Consider the following 18,897-nt stretch of genomic DNA (forward strand, 5'->3'; position numbering starts at 1 on the left):
GCAGCAAGCGTACGGCTCCGGCGGGGTGTCACCGACGCCTGGTAGCGTCGACGGGCGCGGAAGCGCAGTCCCGCGAGCGTTCCGTCGCGAATGGCGGCACGCGCGGGCGGCATTCGAATCGCGAAAGGCGGCAACGAACCGTGGCGCGCCACAGCTCAGGCTCCGGCTCCGGGGTCTTCGTCACCGCACTGACCGCAGCGGCCCTCGCCGTCGTCGGCTTCTTCGCGTACCAGGCGTCCGCCGCCGACAACTGGCCGCCCAGCACCCCGGCCGCGCCGCCCGCCGAGGAGACCGGCGACAACGCGGACGGCGGCGCCGAGGGCGAAGTCGCTGACGAACAGCCGGCGTTGCCGACCGAGTCGGGCACGGGCCGCCGGGTGGTGTACTCGCTGGAGCAGCGGCGGATCTGGCTGGTCGACGAGAGCGAGGACGGCGCCGGCGAGGCCGTCACCCGGACCTACGAGGTCTTCCCCAGCTCCCAGAACCCCGCCCCCGGCACCTACGCGATCACCTCGCGCTGGGAGCAGGGCACCGGCTCGGACGGCGTCGCGATAGAACACTCGGTGATCTTCCACACCGGCGACGACGGCACGGTGTTCGGCTTCTCGGCGGCGATCGACGGCTCCACGCCCAACCCGGACGCCGACCAGCGCACCGGCGCCGTCCGTCAGACCCGCGCCGACGGCGAGGTGATGTGGGAGTTCGCCACCGAGGGCTCCCGCGTCGTCGTGGTGCCCTGACCCGGCCCCGGACCACAGCCGGCGTCAGCCGGCCAGGCCCGCCGCCAGGTCCACGCCCTGCCAACGGGGGCCCACGCCACGGAAGGTGACCTCGCGGGGATCGTCCCCGGCGTCGGCCGCCGTCGGGGCGCGGTGGATCACCACGTGCAGCCGGTCGTCGGCCAGCTCCTCGACGCGGTCCTCGCCCCACTCCACGACCACCACCGACTCCGGCAGCGCCACGTCCAGATCCAGGTCCTCCATCTCGTCCAGGCCGCCGCCGAGCCGGTAGGCGTCCACATGGACCAGCGGCGGCCCGTCGGCGAGCGGGGGGTGCACCCGGGCGATGACAAAGGTGGGCGAGGTGACGGCGCCCCGCACCCCGAGCCCGGCGCCGAGACCCCGGGTGAACGTGGTCTTGCCGGCGCCCAACTCGCCGCTCAGCAGCACCAGATCGCCGGCCCGCAGCAGTCCGGCCAGCCGCCGGCCGAGATCGGTCATCTCCTCGGGCGTCGGCACCGTGCGGTGCGTCGAGGTCTCAGTCAGCTGGTGGCCCATGGGAGCCGATGCTACGCGTCAGCAGCTCGGCGAGATGCGCGTTCACCAGCTCGGGGGCCTCCAGCGGCACCAGATGGCCGGCGCCCGGCAGCGTCACCGAGGTGGCGTCGGGCAGCTCGGCGGCGATCCGCTCGCTGTGCCCCGGTGGCGTGATCTCGTCCCCCGCGCCGACCAGCACCAGCGTCGGCAGCTCCTCGGCGAGCGCGCGCAGCGTGGTCAGCGCGTCCCAGGTGGCGTGTTCGGCGAACGCCGGGTAGAACTCGGCGACCACATCGATCGGCACCGACTCGATCAGCCGCTCGGCGAACCTGGCGACGCCCGGGTCGACCGCGTCGGGATCGCCGAAGGAGTAGCGGCGGATCAGCCCCGCGTAGAGGTCGCCGACCGTGCGGCGGCCACGTTCCACCAGCTCGGCCTGGGAGCCCAGGGCGCGCAGCACCCCCGGCAGCACCCGGCGCGCGGCGCGCACGGCGAGCGGCGGGAAACCGTAGGTGACCTGCGTCAGATCGCCGGCCGATGTGCTCAGCAGGGCGACGCCGGCGACCCGGCGGGCGACCAGGTCGGGGAAGCGCTGCACCAGCGCCATCACCGTCATGCCGCCCATCGAGTGCCCGACGAGCACGATCGGCCCCTCGGGCGCGGCGGCCTCCAGCACCGCGCGCAGATCGCGGCCCAACTGGTCGATGGGCAACGGCTCCCCGCGCTCCCGTTGCGCGCGCCCCGGCGCGGAACGGCCGTGCCCGCGCTGGTCCCAGTAGACGGCGCGCACCCGGCCGCGCAGCGCGGCACGTTGGAAGTGCCACACGTCCTGGGAGAGGCAGTAGCCGTGGCAGAACACCACGGTCGGGCCGACCGCCGCCGCGCCGGGGTCGCCTATCTCGTCTATCTCGTCCATCTCGTCTACGGGATCGTCTATCTCGTAGTGGAGCGCGGTGCCGTCGTCGGCTATCGCCGTGCCCGGGGTGCCGCGCAGGCTGCCGAACGGACCGGCCGCGTCCAGCGCCTGCCGGGCCTGGCGGCGCACCGTGCGGCTGACGGTGAGCCGTTCCACCGCGACCGTGGTGGCCACGGCGCCCAGTGCGACGCCGGCGATCCCGACCCGCCTCGCCCAACCGTTCATCCGGCGCTCACCCCGTCGGCTCCCCCGGCGCGGGCTCGGCCCCGTGGTAGACGCGGGGGACGCGCGGCCCGATCCGGGTGACGATCTCGTAGCCGATGGTGCCCACCGCGCGCGCCCAGTCCTCCACCGTCGGCTCGCCCCGGTCGCCGGGGCCGAAGAGCACCGCCTCGTCGCCGACGTCCGCGGTGTCCCCGCCGAGGTCCACCACGAACTGGTCCATCGCGACCCGCCCCGCCACCGTCCGCCACTTCCCGGCGACCAGCACCGGGCCGCTGCCCGAGGCGTGCCGGGGAACGCCGTCCGCGTAGCCGGCCGGCACCAGCGCCAACGTGGTCGGGCCCGGGGTGGTGTAGTGGTGGCCGTAGCTGACGCCGTGCCCGGCCGGCACCCGCTTCACCGAGGCCAGCGCGGCGCGCAGCGTCATCACCGGGCGCAGGCCGAAGTCCTCCGGCACGCCGACCTCGGCGGACGGCGAGAGCCCGTAGATCGAGACGCCGGTGCGCACCAGGTCGTAGTGCGCGTCGGGCAGCGTCAACGTGCCGGGCGAGTTCGCCAGATGGCGCACCTCGGGACGGAGCCCGGCCCGCTCGGCGGTGGCCAACGCCTCGGCGAACACGACCTGTTGGGCCTTGATCGACGGATGCCCCGGCTCGTCGGCGCAGGCCAGGTGCGACCAGAGCCCGGTGACCCGCACCTCGCCCGACGCCTCGGCGGCGCGGGCGGCGGCGACCAGCGCCGGCCAGTCGGCCGGCGCCGAGCCGTTGCGGCCCAGGCCGGTGTCGGCCTTGAGCTGCACCCTGGCCGTCCGGCCGGCCGCGCGGGCGGCCTCGGCGGCCGCGTCCAACGCCCACCGGGCGCTCACCGAGACATCGATATCGGCCTCGACCGCCTGCCGCCAGGGCCCGCCGGGCGTCCACAGCCAGCACAGCACCCGGCCCCGGTCGCCGGCCGCGCGCAGCGCCAGCGCCTCGGCCGGCGTGGCCGTGCCCAGCCAGCCGGCGCCGGCGGCGCGGGCCGCGCGGGCGCACGGCAGCATGCCGTGGCCGTAGCCGTCGGCCTTGACCACGGCCATCAGCTCGGCGCCGCCGGTCAGCCGGCCGCGCAGCGCGCGCACGTTGGCGCGCAGGGCGGCCAGGTCGATATCGGCGCGCAGCGCCTGGCTCTCCGACAATCCCGCCGCCGGTGGTTCCGGGGGGTGTTCTGGGGGTGAATGGACGTTCATCGCCCACCAGTGTCGCAGGAGCCCGCCGGACGGAAGGACAGGTCCGACGGGTGCGGGGGCCGTGCCGGCGCCGGGCGCGCGGGCCAGACTGGATCCCATGAGGACTGCTTACCGAGCGCAGACCGTGCGCGACGCCGAACAAGCCCTGCTGGCACGGCTCCCCGACGGCACGTTGATGAACCGCGCCGCGGCCGGCCTGGCGGCCGTCTGCGCCGGGGCGCTCACGTCCGGCACGTCCGGTGGACGGCGCGGCGGGGCCCGGGTGGTGCTGCTGGTCGGCAGCGGCGACAACGGGGGCGACGCGCTGTTCGCCGGCGCCCGGCTGGCCCGCCGGGGCATCGGCGTGACGGCGCTGCTGCTGACCCCCGACCGGGCGCACCGGCGCGGGTTGGCCGCGCTGCGCGCCGCCGGCGGGCGGAGCCTCGCGGTCGCGGACACGGCGGAACGGGAGCTGACCGCGCTGCTGGGGCGGGCCTCGCTGGTGGTCGACGGGATCGTCGGCATCGGCGGCCGGGGCGGACTGCGGCCGGCCGCCGCCGAGTTGGTGGCGCTGGTCGAGCGGAGCGGGACGCCGGTAATCGCCGTCGACCTGCCCAGCGGCGTCGACGCCGACACCGGCGAGGTGACGGGCCCCGCCGTGCGCGCCACCGTCACCGTCACCTTCGGCACCCACAAGCCGGGCCTGCTGATCGACCCGGCGCGGAGCCACGCCGGCGAGGTGCGGCTGGTCGACATCGGCCTCGGGCCGCTGCTGCCGGCCGAGCCCGAGGTGGCGGCGCTGACCCCGGCGGAGGTCGGCGCGCTGCTGCCGCGCCCGACGGCGGAGAGCGACAAGTACCGGCGCGGCGTGCTCGGCGTGGCCGCCGGCTCCGCCCGCTACCCGGGCGCCGCGGTGCTCACCGTGGGCGGCGCGCTGCACGGCGGCGTCGGCGCGGTGCGGTACACGGGCCCGGCCCGCGACGCGGTGATCGCCCGCTATCCGGAGGCACTGGTCAGCTCCGGCACCCCGGCCGAGGCGGGCCGGGTGCAGGCGTGGACGGTGGGCCCCGGTCTCGGCGACCACCCCGAAGCGGCACGGGTGCTGGACGAGGCGCTGGCCGCCGATGTGCCGCTGCTGCTCGACGCGGACGGGCTACGCGGACTTGACCCGGCCAGGGTCCGCGCCCGCTCGGCGCCGACCCTGCTCACCCCGCACGCGGGCGAGGCGGCGGCCCTGCTGGGCCACGACCGGGCCCGGGTGGAGGCGCAACGGTTGGCGTCCGTACGGGAGTTGGCGGAACGTTTCGGGGCGACCGCGCTGCTGAAGGGCTCCACCACGGTGATCGCCGACCCGGCGGGCGGCCCGGTGCTGGTCAACGACACCGGCACCCCGTGGCTGGCGACCGCCGGCAGCGGCGACGTCCTCTCCGGCCTGGCCGGCGCCCTCCTCGCGGCCGGCCTCCCGGCCCACCACGCGGCAGCCGTAGCCGCCCACCTCCACGGCCACGCCGCCCACCTCACCCCCCTCCCCCCCACCGCCTCCACCCTCACCCAATCCCTCCCCACCGTCTGGCAAGAACTCCTCCCCCCGACCCCCTGACAACGCACCACCACGCGGAGCGCTAGCCACGCGCCGCGCTCGCCACGCGGGCCAGGCAGGGGGCAGGGGCGCGCTCTCCGCGCGGGCCGGCGCGGTGAGGCCACGCCGTGGCGGGCCGGCGGCGGGGGGCCGGCCACCGGGCCGGGGACCACAGCCACAACCCGCCGCGCGGGCCGGCACCGTGGCCGCGCCGCGCACTCGCTGCACATGCCCGGCGGCGGCGCAGCCGCTCCGGGCGGGCGCAACACCGACCGCCGAACGCCCCAGGCCGGCAGCGGACCTGCCACCCCCACCGGACAGCGGCAACACGCGACGCACTCGCCACGGGAGCCACCGCACGAAGCACACGACGTCCGGGCCCGGCCACATCCGCCGCCGCCCGGTCCAGCGGCAAAGCCGCCGCGCGCCGCGCCGCGCGGACCCGCCAGCCGCTCGCGAGGGTGGGCGGGTGGGCGGGGCCGCGCGGCTAGGCCGCTTGGCCCTCCGCGATGACCACCGCGGAGGCGACGCCCGCGTCGTGGCTCAGGGAGATGTGCCAGCCGGTGACACCGAGGGCCGCCGCGCGGGCCGCGACCGTGCCGCGTACTTCGAGTCGGGGGCGGCCGGACTCCGTCTGGATCACCTCGGCGTCCGTCCAGCGCATTCCGCCCGGCGCGCCCAGCGCCTTGGCCAGGGCTTCCTTCGCGGCGAACCTGGCCGCCAGCGAGGCGACGCCGCGCCGTTCGCCGCTGGGCAGCCACAGCTCCGCCTCGACGAAGAGCCGGCGCGCCAACTCGGGTGTCCGTTCCAGGGATCGGCCGAACCGTTCGATCTCGGCCACGTCGATGCCCACGCCCACGATCATGCGTGCAGCACGCCCCCCTCGGCGTCGGTGATCTCGCATCTGACCTCGTCCCACTCCCGGCGCAGCAGCACGATCTGCTCGCCCGGCGTGCCGGCGAGCGACAGCACCTCCCCCGGCGGTCGGGCGCCGAGCGCCGCCTCGTCCGTGGCGACCAGCGCCTCGCCGACGCCGAGGCCGACCGTCAGCGGCAGCCCGCGGCGGGCCGCGACCAGGGTGTCGGGGGCGTCCGCGTGCAGGGCCAGCAGCGCGAAGTCGCCGCGCAGCGCGCGGCAGACCTGGCGCATCGCCTCGGCCGGTTCGGCCGCCGAGGAGAACGCCTCGGCGAAGAGCCGCGCCACCGCCTCGCCGGGGGCGCGGCCGTCGGCCGTCGGCTCGCCGGCCAGCGCCACGGCGACCCGGCCCGCGTCGTCCAGCCGGGGGCGGCCGGCGAGGCCGAGGCCGCAGCCGCCGCTCGGCGGCGGGCGCAGCCGCAGCGCCTCGCTCAGGGCGGCCAGCGGCCCGTCGGCCGCGCAGGTCGCCAGGCCACCGCCGTCGGCCAGCACGGCGACGCCCCAGGCGTCGCGTTCCGGCCCGTCCGGCCGGCCGAGATCGGCCAGTTGGGAGAGCACCACATCGAGGGCCGACCGCACACCCGTGTATCCGACGATCCCGCACATGTCGGCAGCGTATCGGGGGCGCCGTGAGCCCCGTGGCGGCGGACGGAACAATGGGCGGGTGGCCATCTCACCGTCGTCCAGGCGCCCCGCGCGCCCGACCCCCTATGTCGACCTGTCCCGCGCCGCGTGGAGCCGTCCACCGGACGGCGAGGCGTCGCCGCTCAGCGCCGAGCAGGTGGAGCGGCTGCGCGGGCTCGGCGATGTGATCGGCCTGGCGGAGGTCAGGGAGGTCTATCTGCCGCTGGCCGAGCTGCTGCGGCTGCATATCGACGCGGCCCGGCAGCTGCGCGGCCGGGTGGGCGCCTTTCTCGGCGGCCCGCAGCCGGCCACCCCGTTCGTGGTGGGCATCGCCGGCAGCGTGGCGGTCGGCAAGTCCACGGTGGCCAGGCTGCTGCGCGCGCTGCTGGCGCAGGGCCCGGAGGAGTACCGGGTCGCGCTGGTGCCGACCGACGGGTTCCTGCTGCCCAACGCCGAGTTGGAGCGGCGTGGACTGCTGCGCCGCAAGGGGTTCCCCGAGTCCTACGACCGGCGGGCGCTGACCCGGTTCGTGGCCGAGGTGAAGTCGGGGCGCGCCGAGGTGCGCGCCCCGGTGTACTCGCATCTGGTGTACGACATCGTGCCGGGTGAACGGGAGATCGTGCGGGCGCCCGACATCCTGATCCTGGAGGGGCTCAACGTGCTCCAGCCGGCGCCGCCCGGACGGATCGGCGTCGCCGACTACTTCGATTTCTCGGTGTATGTGGACGCCGGCACCACGGACATCGAGAGCTGGTATCTCCAGCGTTTTCTCGCGCTGCGCGCCACCGCTTTCCGCGATCCGCGTTCCTATTTCCGAAAGTACGCGGAAATCTCCGAGGAAAAGGCGTTGGACTTCGCGAAGGACACCTGGCGGGAGGTCAACGGGCCGAATCTGGTGGACAATATCGCGCCCACCAGGGGCCGCGCCTCGCTGGTGCTCCGCAAGGGGCCCGACCACTCGGTGCAGGGCCTGCGGCTGCGCAAGCTCTGAGGCCAGGACCGGAGAAGAGCCGCGCCGGTCAGCCCAGCGCCGACTTGACGACGTCGGCCAGCCCGGCGGCGACCGCCCGCGCCTGCGCCGCGTCCGCCGCCTCCACCATGACCCGGACCAGCGGCTCGGTGCCCGAGGGCCGCAGCAGCACCCGGCCCGTCTCGCCGAGCTGCCGCTCGGCCTCGGCGACCGCCTCGGCCAGCTCGCGGCTCTCCGCGACCCGGCCGCGGTCCACGTCCCGCACGTTGATCAGCACCTGCGGCAGCCGTTCCATCACGCCGGCCAGCTCCGCCAGCGGGCGGCGGGTGGCGGCGGCCCTGGCGGCCAGCAGCAGCCCGGTGAGGGTGCCGTCGCCCGTGGTCGCGTGGTCCAGCACGATCACATGGCCGGACTGTTCGCCGCCCAGCGAGTAGCCGCCGCGCTTCATCTCCTCCAGCACATAACGGTCGCCGACGGCCGTCTGCTTGAGGTCGATGCCCTCGCGGTCCATGGCCAGGGTGAAGCCCAGGTTGGACATCACGGTGGCGACGACGGTGTTGTGCCGCAGCGTGCCGGCCTCCCGCATCGCCAGGCCAAGCACGGCCAGGATCTGGTCCCCGTCGACCTCGGCGCCGGCGCCGTCGACGGCCAGGCAACGGTCCGCGTCGCCGTCCACCGCGATGCCCAGATCGGCGCTGTGGCTCAGCACGGCGTCCCGCAGATGCTCGAGATGGGTGGAGCCGCAGCCGTCGTTGATGTTGAGCCCGTCGGGCTTGGCGCCGATGCTGATCACATCGGCGCCGGCGCGGGCGAACGCCTCGGGCGCCACCCGGGAGGCGGCGCCGTGGGCGGTGTCGATGACCACCTTGAGGCCGTCGATCCGGTTGGGCAGCACGCCCACCAGATGCGACACATAGCCGTCGAAGCCCTCGGTGTACTCGGTGACGCGGCCGACGCCGGCGCCCACCGGGCGGTCCCAGGACTGGCCGGCCGCGTGCTCCCGGTAGCAGGTCTCGATCCGGTCCTCAAGATCGTCGGCCAGCTTGTGGCCGCCCCTGGCGAAGAACTTGATGCCGTTGTCCGGCATCGGGTTGTGGCTCGCGGAGAGCATCACACCGAAGTTGGCGCCCAGCGCGCCCGTCAGATAGGCCACCGCCGGCGTGGGCAGCACGCCGACCCGCAGCACGTCGACGCCGGCGGAGGCGAGACCGGCGACCACGGCCGCCTCCAGGAACTCGCCCGAGGCGCGTGGGTCGCGGCCCACCACCGCGGTCGGTCGACGGCCGTCGGGACTCTTCGATCCGGTCAGCACCTGGGCCGCCGCGACCGACAGGCCGAGCGCCAGCTCAGCCGTCAGATCCTCGTTGGCGACACCGCGTACACCGTCCGTACCGAAGAGTCGTCCCACTGTTCTTTCCTCCGAGTTCACCCACGCGGCCCGTGACCGTTATTCCTGTCGACCCTATAAAAGGGGGCGCCCCGGCAGCACGGAAGTGCTGCCGGGGCGTCTGCAAAATCCTGCCAGCGATTACCGCTTGCTGTACTGGGTCCCCTTACGGGCCTTCTTCAGACCGGCCTTCTTCCGCTCCACCGCACGGGCGTCACGGGTCAGGAATCCGGCCTTCTTCAGCGCACCGCGGTTGTTCTCCACGTCCGCCTCGTTCAGCGCACGGGCCACGCCGAGACGCAGCGCGCCGGCCTGTCCGGAGATGCCGCCGCCGGCGATGCGGGCGACCACGTCATAGCGCTCGTCGAGCTCCAGCACCTTGAACGGCTCGTTCACGGACTGCTGGTGCACCTTGTTGGGGAAGTACCCCTCCAGCGTGCGGCCGTTGATGCGCCACTTGCCGGAGCCGGGGATGATCCGGACCCGGGCGATGGCGTTCTTGCGGCGGCCGGTCCCGGCGCCGGGGAGCGGGTCACCGAAGCGGGCGTTCAGCTGCTCGCCGGAGGCGGCGAACTCCTCACCCGTGCTCTCGGTGGTGTACTCCTCGACCTCGGGGACCTCGGCGTCCAGGTTCTCGGGGGTGGTCTCGGCCACGATTCTCCTCAGATTCTCTTCGCTTGGGGCTGTGGCCGGACTACTGCGCGACCTGGGTGATCTCGAACGGCACGGGGCGCTGGGCCGCGTGCGGGTGGTCGGGCCCTGCGTAGACCTTCAGCTTCGAGAGCATCTGACGGCCCAGGGTGTTCTTGGGGAGCATCCCCTTGACGGCCTTCTCCACCGCGCGCTCCGGGTTCTGCTCCAGCAGGTCCCCGTAGCGCACCGAGCGGAGACCGCCCGGGTAGCCGGAGTGGCGGTAGGCGAGCTTCTGGGTCCGCTTGTTGCCGGACAGGTGCACCTTGTCGGCGTTGACGATGATGACGAAGTCACCGGTGTCAACGTGCGGCGCGTACACCGGCTTGTGCTTGCCCCGCAGAAGGGTGGCGGCCTGGGAGGCCAGTCGGCCCAGGACGACATCGGCAGCGTCAATGACGTGCCACTGACGCTGGACGTCGCCTGGCTTGGGGCTGTACGTACGCACGGGTCGTAGCCTTCGCTTTTCAGTGAGTGGTTCCTGACAAGGCCACCCGGCGAGCGGACAGGATTGGTCGTTCTCCGGTGACGCAACCGGGTACTGAACCCCTGGCAACCATCCTGGTGGACCGGCGCTGGGCCCCTCACGTGAGATAGAGCAAGCCAAACGCATTATCGACCAGGCAGAATACCGCGCTCCCGCCGGACGGGTCAAAACGAGCCCCGGGGGCCCCGGGGGAACCGGGCTCAGCGCGCCCGCCGCACCCGGCGTTCGTCCCAGACCGGCTCGGCCGTCTCCCGCACCCGGCCGTCCGACCCGAAGACCAGGAACCGGTCGAAGGAACGGGCGAACCAGCGGTCGTGGGTCACCGCGAGCACCGTCCCGTCGAACGCCTCCAGACCGTCCTGGAGTGCCTGCGCGCTCTCCAGGTCCAGGTTGTCCGTCGGCTCGTCCAACAGCAGCGCGGTGACCCCGCACAGCTCCAGCAGCAGGATCTGGAAGCGCGCCTGCTGGCCGCCGGAGAGCCGGTCGAAGCGCTGCTCGGCCTGCCGGTCCAGCTCGTAGCGGCGCAGCGCCGAGGTGGCCGCGCCCCGGTCCCTGGCGTGTTCCTTCCAGAGGATGTCGAGCAGCGTCCGGCCCATCAGCTCGGGATGCGCGTGGGTCTGCGCGAAATGCCCCGGCACCACCCGGGCGCCCAGCTTCCAGGCGCCGGTGTGCGCCACCGACTCGCCGGCCAGCAGCCGCAGGAAGTGCGATTTGCCCGAGCCGTTGGAGCCCAGCACCGCGACCCGCTCGCCGTAGAAGACCTCCAGGTCGAACGGCCGCATGAGCCCGGTCAGCTCCAGCCCCTCGCAGGTGACCGCGCGCACCCCGGTGCGGCCGCCGCGCAGCCGCATCGTGATCTCCTGCTTGCGCGGCGGCTCCTGCGGCGGCCCGGCCTCCTCGAACTTCCGCAGCCTGGTCTGTGCCGCCTTGTACCGCGAGGCCATGTCGTCGCTGCGCGAGGCGTACTGCCGCATGTCGACGACCAGCTTCTTCAGCCGCGCGTGCTGTTCGTCCCAGCGCCGCCGCAGCTCCTCGAACCGCTCGAAGCGCCGCTCCCGCGCCTCGGGGTAGGTGTCGAACCCGCCGCCGTGCACCCATACGTCGGAGCCGGCCGGTCCCGGCTCCACGCTGACGATCCGGTTGGCGGCCCGGGCCAGCAACTCCCGGTCGTGGCTGACGAAGAGCACCGTCTTCGCCGTCTCCGCCAGCCGCTCCTCCAGCCACCGCTTGCCCGGCACGTCCAGATAGTTGTCGGGCTCGTCGAGCAGCAGCACCTGATCGGTGCCGCGCAACAGCGCCTCCAGCACCAGCCGCTTCTGCTCACCGCCCGACAGCGTGCGCACCTCGCGCCATCTGGCCTGCTCGAACGGGACGCCGATGGCCGCCGTGGTGCAGATGTCCCAGAGCGTCTCCGCCTCGTAGCCGCGCGCCTCGCCCCAGTCGGACAGCGCCTGGGCATAGGCGAGTTGGGCCGGCTCGTCGTCGTTCTCCATCATCGCCAGCTCGGCGGCGTCCAGCGCCTCGGCCGCCTCCCGCAGCCGGCGTTCCGCGACCGAGACCAGCAGGTCCCGCACGGTGCGCTCGTCCCGGACGCTGCCCACGAACTGCGGCATCACGCCGAGGCCGCCGCTGACCGTCAACGTGCCCCCGTGCGGCGTCAACTCGCCGGCGGCCAGCCGCAGCAGCGTCGTCTTGCCCGCGCCGTTGGCCCCGACCAGCGCGGCGATCTCGCCCTCGCCGACCCGGAACGACACGTCCGCCAGCAGCGTCCTGCCGTCCGGTAGGTGGTACTCGACGTGTGCCGCCTCGATATGCCCCATCCGGCGAAGTCTGCCGGGCGCGGTCGACGGGCGCCAACCGGATTTGGCACGGCTTCTCCCGCCCCGGCCGGTTCCGCCGGGACCGGGCGGTGCACACCGCCACGACCGCATTAAGATGCCGCCCATGAGCCAAGGGCAGGGGGGACCCCAGTGGGTCCCCGGGGGAGACGCGCGGCCGGACTGGAACGCGCTGGCCGCCGACGCGGACCGCAAGAAGTCCCGTAAGCGCTGGACCATCATCGGCACCTGCGTGGGCGCGGCGGCCGCGATCGGCATCGCGGTGGCCCTCGCCATCGTCAGCCAGGGCGACGACAAGGGCGGCGACAGCGCCGGGCCGACCGCCACCCTGCCGGAGGCCACCGGTTCGGACGACGCCGAGCCGACGTTCGGCGAGACCACCCTGCCGCCCATCCCCTCGGCCAGGGAGTTCATCAGCGACGCCGACAAGGACATCGCGCCGTTCGACGTCGCCGGCTTCTACGGCGAGGAGCCGCTGGAGGCCGGCGACCGTTCCTACGCCCTGGTCGCCAGCGACGCCGGCGAGGACTGCGCCGCCCTGGTCACCGGCGATCTGGGCGGCCAGCTCACCGAGCAGGGCTGTGTCGCCCTGCTCCGCGCCACCTTTGTCGGCGGCGGCGTGGGCGTCACCGTCGGGGTGGCGCAACTGCCGTCCGAGGAAGCGGCGTTGGCGGTGCACGGCGCCGATGTCTCCGGCACGTTGCAGGTGCTGCCCGGCGGCGACGCCGGCGCCCTCTGCGACCGGGGCGGCTGCCGCACCACCCGCAACCAGGTCGGCCGCTATGTCTACTTCGCCATCGCCGGCAACGCCGACGGCTCCCCCGACAGCGGCGACGGCACCCCCGCCCAGCAGGCCGCGCGGGACGGCAACGACCACGCCTTCGCGCGGATCATCAAGCGCGGCGAGGTCCAGGCGTCCGCCTCGGCCAGCGCCCTGGTGGAGGAGCGGCAGCGCAACCGGGAGAACGGCGGCGAGGACCAGAACGAGGACGCAGCCGCAGACGCAGGGGCGGACGGCTGACGCCGGGCAGCGGCCGTCAGCCCCGCTCCCCCAGGGTGCGCAGCGTCCGGGCCTCCCGGTTCCGGTCGGCCAGCAGATCGTCCGCCGGGTAGGCCACCTCCTCCAGCGTCAGCCCGTGCGGGCGCACCACATGCACCGCCGAATCGCGCACCCCGCCGGTCAGCACCCGCGCCGGCCAGTCGGGCGGCCGGTGTCCGTCGCCGACGAAGAGCAGCGCGCCCACCAGCGCCCGCACCATGTTGTGGCAGAACGCGTCGGCCCGCACGGTGCCCTCGACCACCCCGTCAGGATCCCGCCGCCACTCAAGCGTCAGCAGCCGACGGATGGTGGTGGCGCCCTCCCGGCGCTTGCAGTACGCCGCGAAATCGTGCTCGCCCAGCAGCAGCCGGGACGCCTCGTTCATCGCGTCGACGTCCAACGGCCAGTTGTGCCAGAGCACATGGCCGCGCCGCAACGGGTCGACGCCGCCCGGATGGTCGCTCACCCGGTAGGCGTAGCGCCGCCACAGCGCGGAGAACCGCGCGTCGAAGTGCGCCGGCGCCTCCGTGACCCGCCACACCCGCACATCGTGCGGCAGCCGCCCGGCCAACCTGCGGAGCAACCGCTCCCGTTGCTCGGCCCACACCTCGACCGGCAGATCCACATGGGCCACCTGCCCCCGCGCGTGCACCCCGGCGTCCGTCCGGCCGGCCACCGTCAGCTCGGGCGCGGTCTCCGCCCGGGTGACCACCCGCAGCGCGTCCTCCAGCTCCTGTTGCACGGTGCGGCGGCCCCGCTGCCGCGCCCAACCGGAGAACTCCCGCCCGTCATACGCCAGATCGAGCCGCACCCGCACCGACTCGGGCCGCGCTTCCTCGTCCACGCCGTTCCTTTCACGCGTCGCGCCCACGGACAAGGGCCCGCCCCCTCGCGGGGGCGGGCCCGTCACACACACCGGGGGAAGGGGGACGTCAGTCCTCCTTCTTCTCCTCGGCCTGCTCGTCCTTGGCCTCGGTGCTCTCGGCCGGCTTCTCGGCGGCCTGCTGCTCCTTGACGGCGCGCTTGGTGGCGCCCTCGGCCTCGTTCACCGCGGTCTGCTGCACGGTCAGCGCCTCGACCAGCTCGATCACGGCCATCGGGGCGTTGTCGCCACGACGGGGACCGATCTTGGTGATCCGGGTGTAACCGCCGGGGCGGTTCTCGTACCGGGGGCCGATCTCGGTGAAGAGGGTGTGCACCACGCTCTTGTCCCGGATGGTCTGCATCACCTGGCGACGGTTGTGCAGATCGCCCTTCTTGGCCTTGGTGATCAGCCGCTCCGCGACCGGACGCAGCCGGCGGGCCTTGGCCACCGTGGTGGTGATCCGGCCGTGCTCGAACAGCGCGGTGGCGAGGTTCGCGACCATCAGGCGCTCGTGGGCGGGGCTACCGCCGAGCCTGCGGCCCTTCGTGGGCGTCGGCATCTTTCTCTCCTGTCATTCTGCACCGGCCGTATCAGGTACCGGTGTCAGCCGTCCGGGACGGACGTCCCGGAAGTGTTCGCGCCAGCGACTCAGTACTGCTCGGTCTCGGCGAAGCCGGTGTCGCCCTCGTCCTCCGCGCCGAACGCGTCGGCGGCGGTGGTCGGGTCGAATCCGGGCGGGCTGTCCTTGAGGGCCAGACCCATGCCGGCCAGCTTGGCCTTGACCTCGTCGATCGACTTGGCGCCGAAGTTGCGGATGTCCAGCAGATCCGCCTCGGACCTGGCCACCAGCTCGCCCACCGAGTGGATGCCCTCGCGCTTGAGGCAGTTGTAGGAGCGGACGGTCAGCTCCAACTCCTCGATCGGCAGCGCCAGATCGGCCGCCAGCGCGGCATCCGTCGGGGACGGGCCCATGTCGATGCCCTCGGCGTCGACGTTCAGCTCACGCGCCAGGCCGAACAGCTCGACCAGGGTCTTGCCGGCCGAGGCCATGGCGTCCCTGGGGCGCATGGCCTCCTTGGTCTCGACGTCGACGATCAGCTTGTCGAAGTCGGTGCGCTGCTCGACACGGGTCGCCTCGACCTTGTACGTGACCTTCAGCACCGGGCTGTAGATGGAGTCCACCGGCACCCGGCCGATCTCCTGGCCGGCCGCCTTGTTCTGCACCGCGGAGACATAGCCACGACCGCGCTCGACGGTCAGCTCCATCTCCAGCTTGCCCTTGTTGTTCAGGGTGGCCAGCACCAGGTCGGGGTTGTGCACCTCGACACCGGCGGGCGGCGCGATGTCGGCGGCGGTCACCAGGCCGGGGCCCTGCTTGCGCAGGTACATCACCACGGGCTCGTCGTGCTCCGAGGAGACGACCAGCTGCTTGATGTTGAGGATCATGTCCGTGACGTCCTCCTTGACGCCCGGCACGGTGGTGAACTCGTGCAGCACCCCGTCGATCCGGATGCTGGTGACGGCGGCACCGGGGATCGAGGAGAGCAGCGTGCGCCGCAGGGAGTTGCCGAGGGTGTAGCCGAAGCCCGGCTCCAGCGGCTCGATGACGAACCGGGAACGGAACTCGTCCACGACCTCTTCGGTCAGGGAAGGACGCTGAGCGATCAGCATGAGATGAACTCCAGTCTTCGGCACCCGCTATTTGATGCCGAACCAGATGGATACGTGCTGTGCGGTGGTTCCAGGGTACGGGCGCCGCCGGGTGAGCCGAGTCACCCGGCGGGCGCACCGCGCGGAACCGCTACTTCGAGTACAGCTCGACGATCAACTGCTCCTGCACCTGGGTGTCGATCACCTGGCGCTCGGGCAGCGCGTGGACCAGGATCCGCAGCCCGGAGGGCACGATCTCCAGCCACGCCGGCACGGTCCGCTCGCCCGCCTCCGCCTGCGCCACCTGGAACGGCGTCAGCGGACGGGACGACTCCCGCACCTCGACGATGTCGGACGGCGAGACCCGGGCGGACGGGATGTCGGTCTTCCTGCCGTTGAGCAGGATGTGCCCGTGCCGGACCAACTGGCGAGCGTGGTCACGGGACTTGGCGAAGCCCGCCCGGTACACCACGTTGTCGAGCCGGGACTCCAGAATGCGGAGCAGGTTCTCACCCGTCTTGCCCGACTGCCGGTTGGCCTCGCCGTAATAGCCCCGGAACTGCTTCTCCAGGATCCCGTAGATGCGCGCGCACTTCTGCTTCTCGCGCATCTGCAGGAGGTACTCGCTGTCCTTGGTGCGCCCGCGTCCGTGCTCACCCGGGGGGTAAGGACGGATCTCGATCGGGCACTTCGCGCTATCGCACTTGGCTCCCTTGAGGAAGAGCTTCTGCTTCTCCCGACGGCAACGCTTGCAGTCGGCCCCGGTGTATCGCGCCATTGTTCTCTTGTTTCTCCTACTTCGACTCGCGATCCGAACGGATCAGACGCGGCGGCGCTTCGGCGGGCGGCAACCGTTGTGCGGCGTGGGCGTCACGTCCTGGATCGAGCCGACCTCAAGGCCGGTGGCCTGGAGGGAACGGATCGCGGTCTCCCGGCCGGAACCGGGGCCCTTCACGAACACGTCCACCTTGCGCATGCCGTGCTCCTGCGCGCGCCGAGCGGCGTTCTCCGCGGCCATCTGGGCGGCGAACGGCGTGGACTTGCGCGAGCCCTTGAAGCCGACATGGCCGGCGGAGGCCCAGGAGATCACGTTGCCGGTGGGGTCGGTGATCGAGACGATGGTGTTGTTGAACGTGCTCTTGATGTGGGCGTGCCCGTGAGCGACGTTCTTCTTTTCCTTCCGGCGCACCTTCTTGGCGCCGGCCGTACGGCCCTTTGGAGGCATGTAGCTCTCTCACTCCCGTGGAGGTGGTCGGTCCTGCTGGAACGGACCGGTGGTCAACGTCCTAGCGGACTACTTCTTGCCCGGCTTCTTCTTGCCGGCGATCGCGCGACGCGGACCCTTGCGGGTACGCGCGTTGGTCTTGGTCCGCTGACCGTGCACCGGCAGACCGCGACGGTGCCGCAGACCCTCGTAGCACTGGATCTCGACCTTGCGACGGATGTCGGCCTGGATCTCCCGACGGAGGTCACCCTCGGTCCTGATGTTGTTGTCCACGTAGTCGCGGATCTTGACGAGGTCCTCCTCGGCCAGATCGCGAACGCGGGTGTCCGGGTTGACCCCGGTGCTGGCCAGGGTCTCCTTGGAGAGGGTGCGCCCAATGCCGAAGACATAGGTGAGGGCGACCTCGATGCGCTTTTCGCGCGGGAGGTCAACGCCGGCGAGGCGTGCCATGTATTGGCTCCTGTGGATATTCGGAGGTCTGCCGCAGCACCGTTCCCGTAAGACTCTTGAGCATTACGAGCCGGGTCCCCGGCCTCCGACCGGGGGTGTCGTCCCCGCGCCGAGCGAGGGGTCGGGTGTCTGCGTATCTACTTGTTGTCGCTGTCGTCGCGGCGAAGAGTGCTGCGGGTCGTGCGGTGCGTCAGCCCTGGCGCTGCTTGTGGCGCAGGTTCTCGCAGATGACCATGACGCGCCCGTGGCGGCGGATCACCTTGCACTTGTCGCAGATCTTCTTGACGCTCGGCCTGACCTTCATGGCGTGAGGCTCTCCGGGTCTCGATCTGTGGGTTCTACTTGTAGCGGTAGACGATCCGCCCGCGCGTCAGGTCGTAGGGAGACAGCTCCACCACGACCCGGTCGTCGGGAAGGATACGGATGTAGTGCATCCGCATCTTGCCGCTGATGTGCGCGAGGACCTGGTGCCCGTTCTGCAACTCCACCTTGAACATGGCGTTCGGGAGAGACTCGACGACCGTGCCCTCGATCTCGATGGCCCCTTGTTTTTTGGCCATACTTGAGCGCTTCACCTTCCGGGATCGGCTACCTGGATGGCCCTGGGCAGACGGGTGCACCAGGACCGACGAATCAGTCTACGACAGCGCACCCGAAAAGACGAATCAGTGATCCATTCCCCAGGTTGGAGATCATCATGCCAGGGGATCGGGAGCGGTCGTCACGCCGAGCGCGGCCAGCCGGGCCCTGCCACCGTCCACGGCGGTCAGCACCAGCGGCCCTTCCTCGGTGACCGCCACCGAGTGCTCCCAGTGCGAGGCCCAGGTGCCGTCGTTGCTCTTGACCGTCCAGTCGTCGGACAGCACATGGGTCTTGGGGGTGCCGAGCGTGAGCATCGGCTCGATCGCCAGGCAGACGCCGGGCACCAGCTTGAGGCCCTTGCCGCGCCGCCGGTCGACGTAGTTCAGCACATGCGGGTCCATGTGCATCTCGCTGCCGATGCCGTGCCCGCCGTACCCCTCGACGATGCCGTACTTGCCGGACGGGGGCAGCGGCTGGCGGCGCACATAGGTCTCGATCGCCCGGGACACGTCCACCAGGCGGTTGCCCTTGCGCACGGCCGCGATGCCGGCCCAGAGCGACTCCTCGGTGACCCGGTTCAGCTCGGCCAGCTGGGCCGGCCGGCCGCCCTCGGGCTCGCCGCCGACAAAGACCGTCAGCGCGGCGTCCGCGTGCCAGCCGTCGACGATCGCGCCGGCGTCGATGGAGAGCAGGTCCCCGTCCTTGAGGACGGTGGCCTCGTCCGGGATGCCGTGCACCACCACATCGTTCACCGAGGTGCAGATGTTGCCCGGGAAGCCGCCGTAGCCCAGGAAGTTGGGCTTGGCGCCGCGCTCGACGAGCACCTGGGCGGCGATCCGGTCGAGATCCGCGGTGGTCGCCCCCGGCACGGCGGCCTCGGCACACCTGCGGTGTATCTCGGCCACCACCAGACCGGCCGCGCGCATGCGGGCAATCTGTTCCGGGGTCTTGATCTCCACCATCGGATGTTTCCTTTCGGCGCCGGCGGTCGGCCGGCC

General features: G+C 72.7%; 22 protein-coding genes. 4 read left to right on the forward strand and 18 right to left on the reverse strand.

Annotated elements, in window-relative coordinates; translation table 11 throughout:
• The first annotated feature begins 140 nt into the window (after positions 1–140).
• Positions 141–740: a hypothetical protein gene (locus AOM46_RS07990; RefSeq protein ID WP_062207414.1), complete on the forward strand. Its 600-nt coding sequence runs from the start codon at positions 141–143 to the stop codon at positions 738–740.
• A 24-nt stretch (positions 741–764) separates the two neighbouring features.
• Here AOM46_RS07990 and tsaE read toward each other — a convergent pair whose 3' ends face one another.
• The 3 genes from tsaE to alr are packed head-to-tail and all read right to left on the reverse strand — an operon-like array spanning position 765 to position 3,619.
• Positions 765–1,277 carry a tRNA (adenosine(37)-N6)-threonylcarbamoyltransferase complex ATPase subunit type 1 TsaE gene (gene tsaE / locus AOM46_RS07995; RefSeq protein WP_062207416.1) on the reverse strand — a complete coding sequence of 171 codons (513 nt, stop codon included), beginning with the start codon at positions 1,275–1,277 and terminating at the stop codon, positions 765–767.
• Positions 1,258–2,397 carry an alpha/beta fold hydrolase gene (locus tag AOM46_RS08000; protein WP_062207418.1) on the reverse strand — a complete coding sequence of 380 codons (1,140 nt, stop codon included), beginning with the start codon at positions 2,395–2,397 and terminating at the stop codon, positions 1,258–1,260. Before AOM46_RS08000 ends, tsaE begins: the two co-directional genes overlap by 20 nt.
• A gap of 7 nt (positions 2,398–2,404) precedes the next feature.
• A complete protein-coding gene (gene alr / locus AOM46_RS08005) occupies positions 2,405–3,619 on the reverse strand; it encodes an alanine racemase (RefSeq protein ID WP_370592660.1) in 1,215 nt (404 codons plus the stop codon).
• Between the two features lie 97 nt (positions 3,620–3,716).
• Between alr and AOM46_RS08010 the strand changes: the two genes are divergently transcribed.
• Positions 3,717–5,198, forward strand: a complete 1,482-nt coding sequence (locus AOM46_RS08010; RefSeq protein WP_078856684.1) for an NAD(P)H-hydrate dehydratase — start codon at positions 3,717–3,719, stop codon at positions 5,196–5,198.
• A 466-nt stretch (positions 5,199–5,664) separates the two neighbouring features.
• On the opposite strand, the gene AOM46_RS08015 is transcribed toward AOM46_RS08010, so the two are convergent.
• Together AOM46_RS08015 and AOM46_RS08020 are read right to left on the reverse strand one after the other, a co-directional pair.
• Positions 5,665–6,042, reverse strand: coding sequence for a holo-ACP synthase (locus AOM46_RS08015; protein ID WP_062207422.1), 378 nt, complete (start codon positions 6,040–6,042; stop codon positions 5,665–5,667).
• Positions 6,039–6,698 carry a hypothetical protein gene (locus tag AOM46_RS08020; protein WP_062207425.1) on the reverse strand — a complete coding sequence of 220 codons (660 nt, stop codon included), beginning with the start codon at positions 6,696–6,698 and terminating at the stop codon, positions 6,039–6,041. The genes AOM46_RS08015 and AOM46_RS08020 overlap by 4 nt, the downstream gene beginning before the upstream one ends.
• Positions 6,699–6,756: 58 nt before the next feature.
• On the opposite strand from AOM46_RS08020, the gene coaA reads away from it, so the two are divergent.
• Complete coding sequence (gene coaA, locus AOM46_RS08025; protein WP_234313675.1) at positions 6,757–7,707, forward strand: type I pantothenate kinase; 951 nt, start codon at positions 6,757–6,759, stop codon at positions 7,705–7,707.
• 28 nt (positions 7,708–7,735) lie between these two features.
• Here the strand turns inward: coaA and glmM are convergent, their stop codons facing one another.
• From glmM to AOM46_RS08045, 4 genes are all read right to left on the reverse strand, one after another.
• Positions 7,736–9,094, reverse strand: coding sequence for a phosphoglucosamine mutase (gene glmM, locus AOM46_RS08030; protein WP_062207427.1), 1,359 nt, complete (start codon positions 9,092–9,094; stop codon positions 7,736–7,738).
• Between the two features lie 120 nt (positions 9,095–9,214).
• On the reverse strand, positions 9,215–9,727 hold the full coding sequence (rpsI, locus tag AOM46_RS08035) for a 30S ribosomal protein S9 (protein WP_062207429.1): 513 nt from the start codon (positions 9,725–9,727) through the stop codon (positions 9,215–9,217).
• A 40-nt stretch (positions 9,728–9,767) separates the two neighbouring features.
• Complete coding sequence (rplM, locus tag AOM46_RS08040) at positions 9,768–10,211, reverse strand: 50S ribosomal protein L13 (RefSeq protein WP_062207431.1); 444 nt, start codon at positions 10,209–10,211, stop codon at positions 9,768–9,770.
• Between the two features lie 239 nt (positions 10,212–10,450).
• A complete protein-coding gene (locus AOM46_RS08045) occupies positions 10,451–12,070 on the reverse strand; it encodes an ABC-F family ATP-binding cassette domain-containing protein (protein WP_062207433.1) in 1,620 nt (539 codons plus the stop codon).
• 124 nt (positions 12,071–12,194) lie between these two features.
• Here AOM46_RS08045 and AOM46_RS08050 point away from each other — a divergent pair, with 124 nt between their 5' ends.
• Positions 12,195–13,109, forward strand: coding sequence for a hypothetical protein (locus AOM46_RS08050; RefSeq protein ID WP_062207435.1), 915 nt, complete (start codon positions 12,195–12,197; stop codon positions 13,107–13,109).
• Positions 13,110–13,125: 16 nt separating this feature from the next.
• On the opposite strand, the gene truA is transcribed toward AOM46_RS08050, so the two are convergent.
• The 9 genes from truA to map form a co-directional block, all read right to left on the reverse strand.
• A complete protein-coding gene (truA, locus tag AOM46_RS08055) occupies positions 13,126–13,971 on the reverse strand; it encodes a tRNA pseudouridine(38-40) synthase TruA (RefSeq protein WP_062207437.1) in 846 nt (281 codons plus the stop codon).
• Between the two features lie 88 nt (positions 13,972–14,059).
• Positions 14,060–14,551: a 50S ribosomal protein L17 gene (rplQ, locus tag AOM46_RS08060; RefSeq protein WP_062207439.1), complete on the reverse strand. Its 492-nt coding sequence runs from the start codon at positions 14,549–14,551 to the stop codon at positions 14,060–14,062.
• Between the two features lie 89 nt (positions 14,552–14,640).
• A complete protein-coding gene (locus tag AOM46_RS08065) occupies positions 14,641–15,663 on the reverse strand; it encodes a DNA-directed RNA polymerase subunit alpha (RefSeq protein ID WP_062207442.1) in 1,023 nt (340 codons plus the stop codon).
• Between the two features lie 130 nt (positions 15,664–15,793).
• Complete coding sequence (gene rpsD, locus AOM46_RS08070) at positions 15,794–16,420, reverse strand: 30S ribosomal protein S4 (RefSeq protein ID WP_062207444.1); 627 nt, start codon at positions 16,418–16,420, stop codon at positions 15,794–15,796.
• A gap of 42 nt (positions 16,421–16,462) precedes the next feature.
• Positions 16,463–16,867 (reverse strand): 30S ribosomal protein S11, encoded by a 405-nt coding sequence (gene rpsK / locus AOM46_RS08075; RefSeq protein ID WP_016473404.1) that lies wholly within the window; start codon positions 16,865–16,867, stop codon positions 16,463–16,465.
• A gap of 69 nt (positions 16,868–16,936) precedes the next feature.
• Complete coding sequence (gene rpsM / locus AOM46_RS08080; protein WP_062207446.1) at positions 16,937–17,317, reverse strand: 30S ribosomal protein S13; 381 nt, start codon at positions 17,315–17,317, stop codon at positions 16,937–16,939.
• A 190-nt stretch (positions 17,318–17,507) separates the two neighbouring features.
• Positions 17,508–17,621 carry a 50S ribosomal protein L36 gene (rpmJ, locus tag AOM46_RS31705; RefSeq protein ID WP_049567412.1) on the reverse strand — a complete coding sequence of 38 codons (114 nt, stop codon included), beginning with the start codon at positions 17,619–17,621 and terminating at the stop codon, positions 17,508–17,510.
• 34 nt (positions 17,622–17,655) lie between these two features.
• Complete coding sequence (gene infA, locus AOM46_RS08085; protein WP_003948620.1) at positions 17,656–17,877, reverse strand: translation initiation factor IF-1; 222 nt, start codon at positions 17,875–17,877, stop codon at positions 17,656–17,658.
• A gap of 135 nt (positions 17,878–18,012) precedes the next feature.
• Positions 18,013–18,861 carry a type I methionyl aminopeptidase gene (map, locus tag AOM46_RS08090; protein WP_062207447.1) on the reverse strand — a complete coding sequence of 283 codons (849 nt, stop codon included), beginning with the start codon at positions 18,859–18,861 and terminating at the stop codon, positions 18,013–18,015.
• Positions 18,862–18,897 lie beyond the last annotated feature (36 nt).

This window comes from Streptomyces sp. NBRC 109706, assembly GCF_000974485.1.
Classification (GTDB): Bacteria; Actinomycetota; Actinomycetes; order Streptomycetales; family Streptomycetaceae; genus Streptomyces.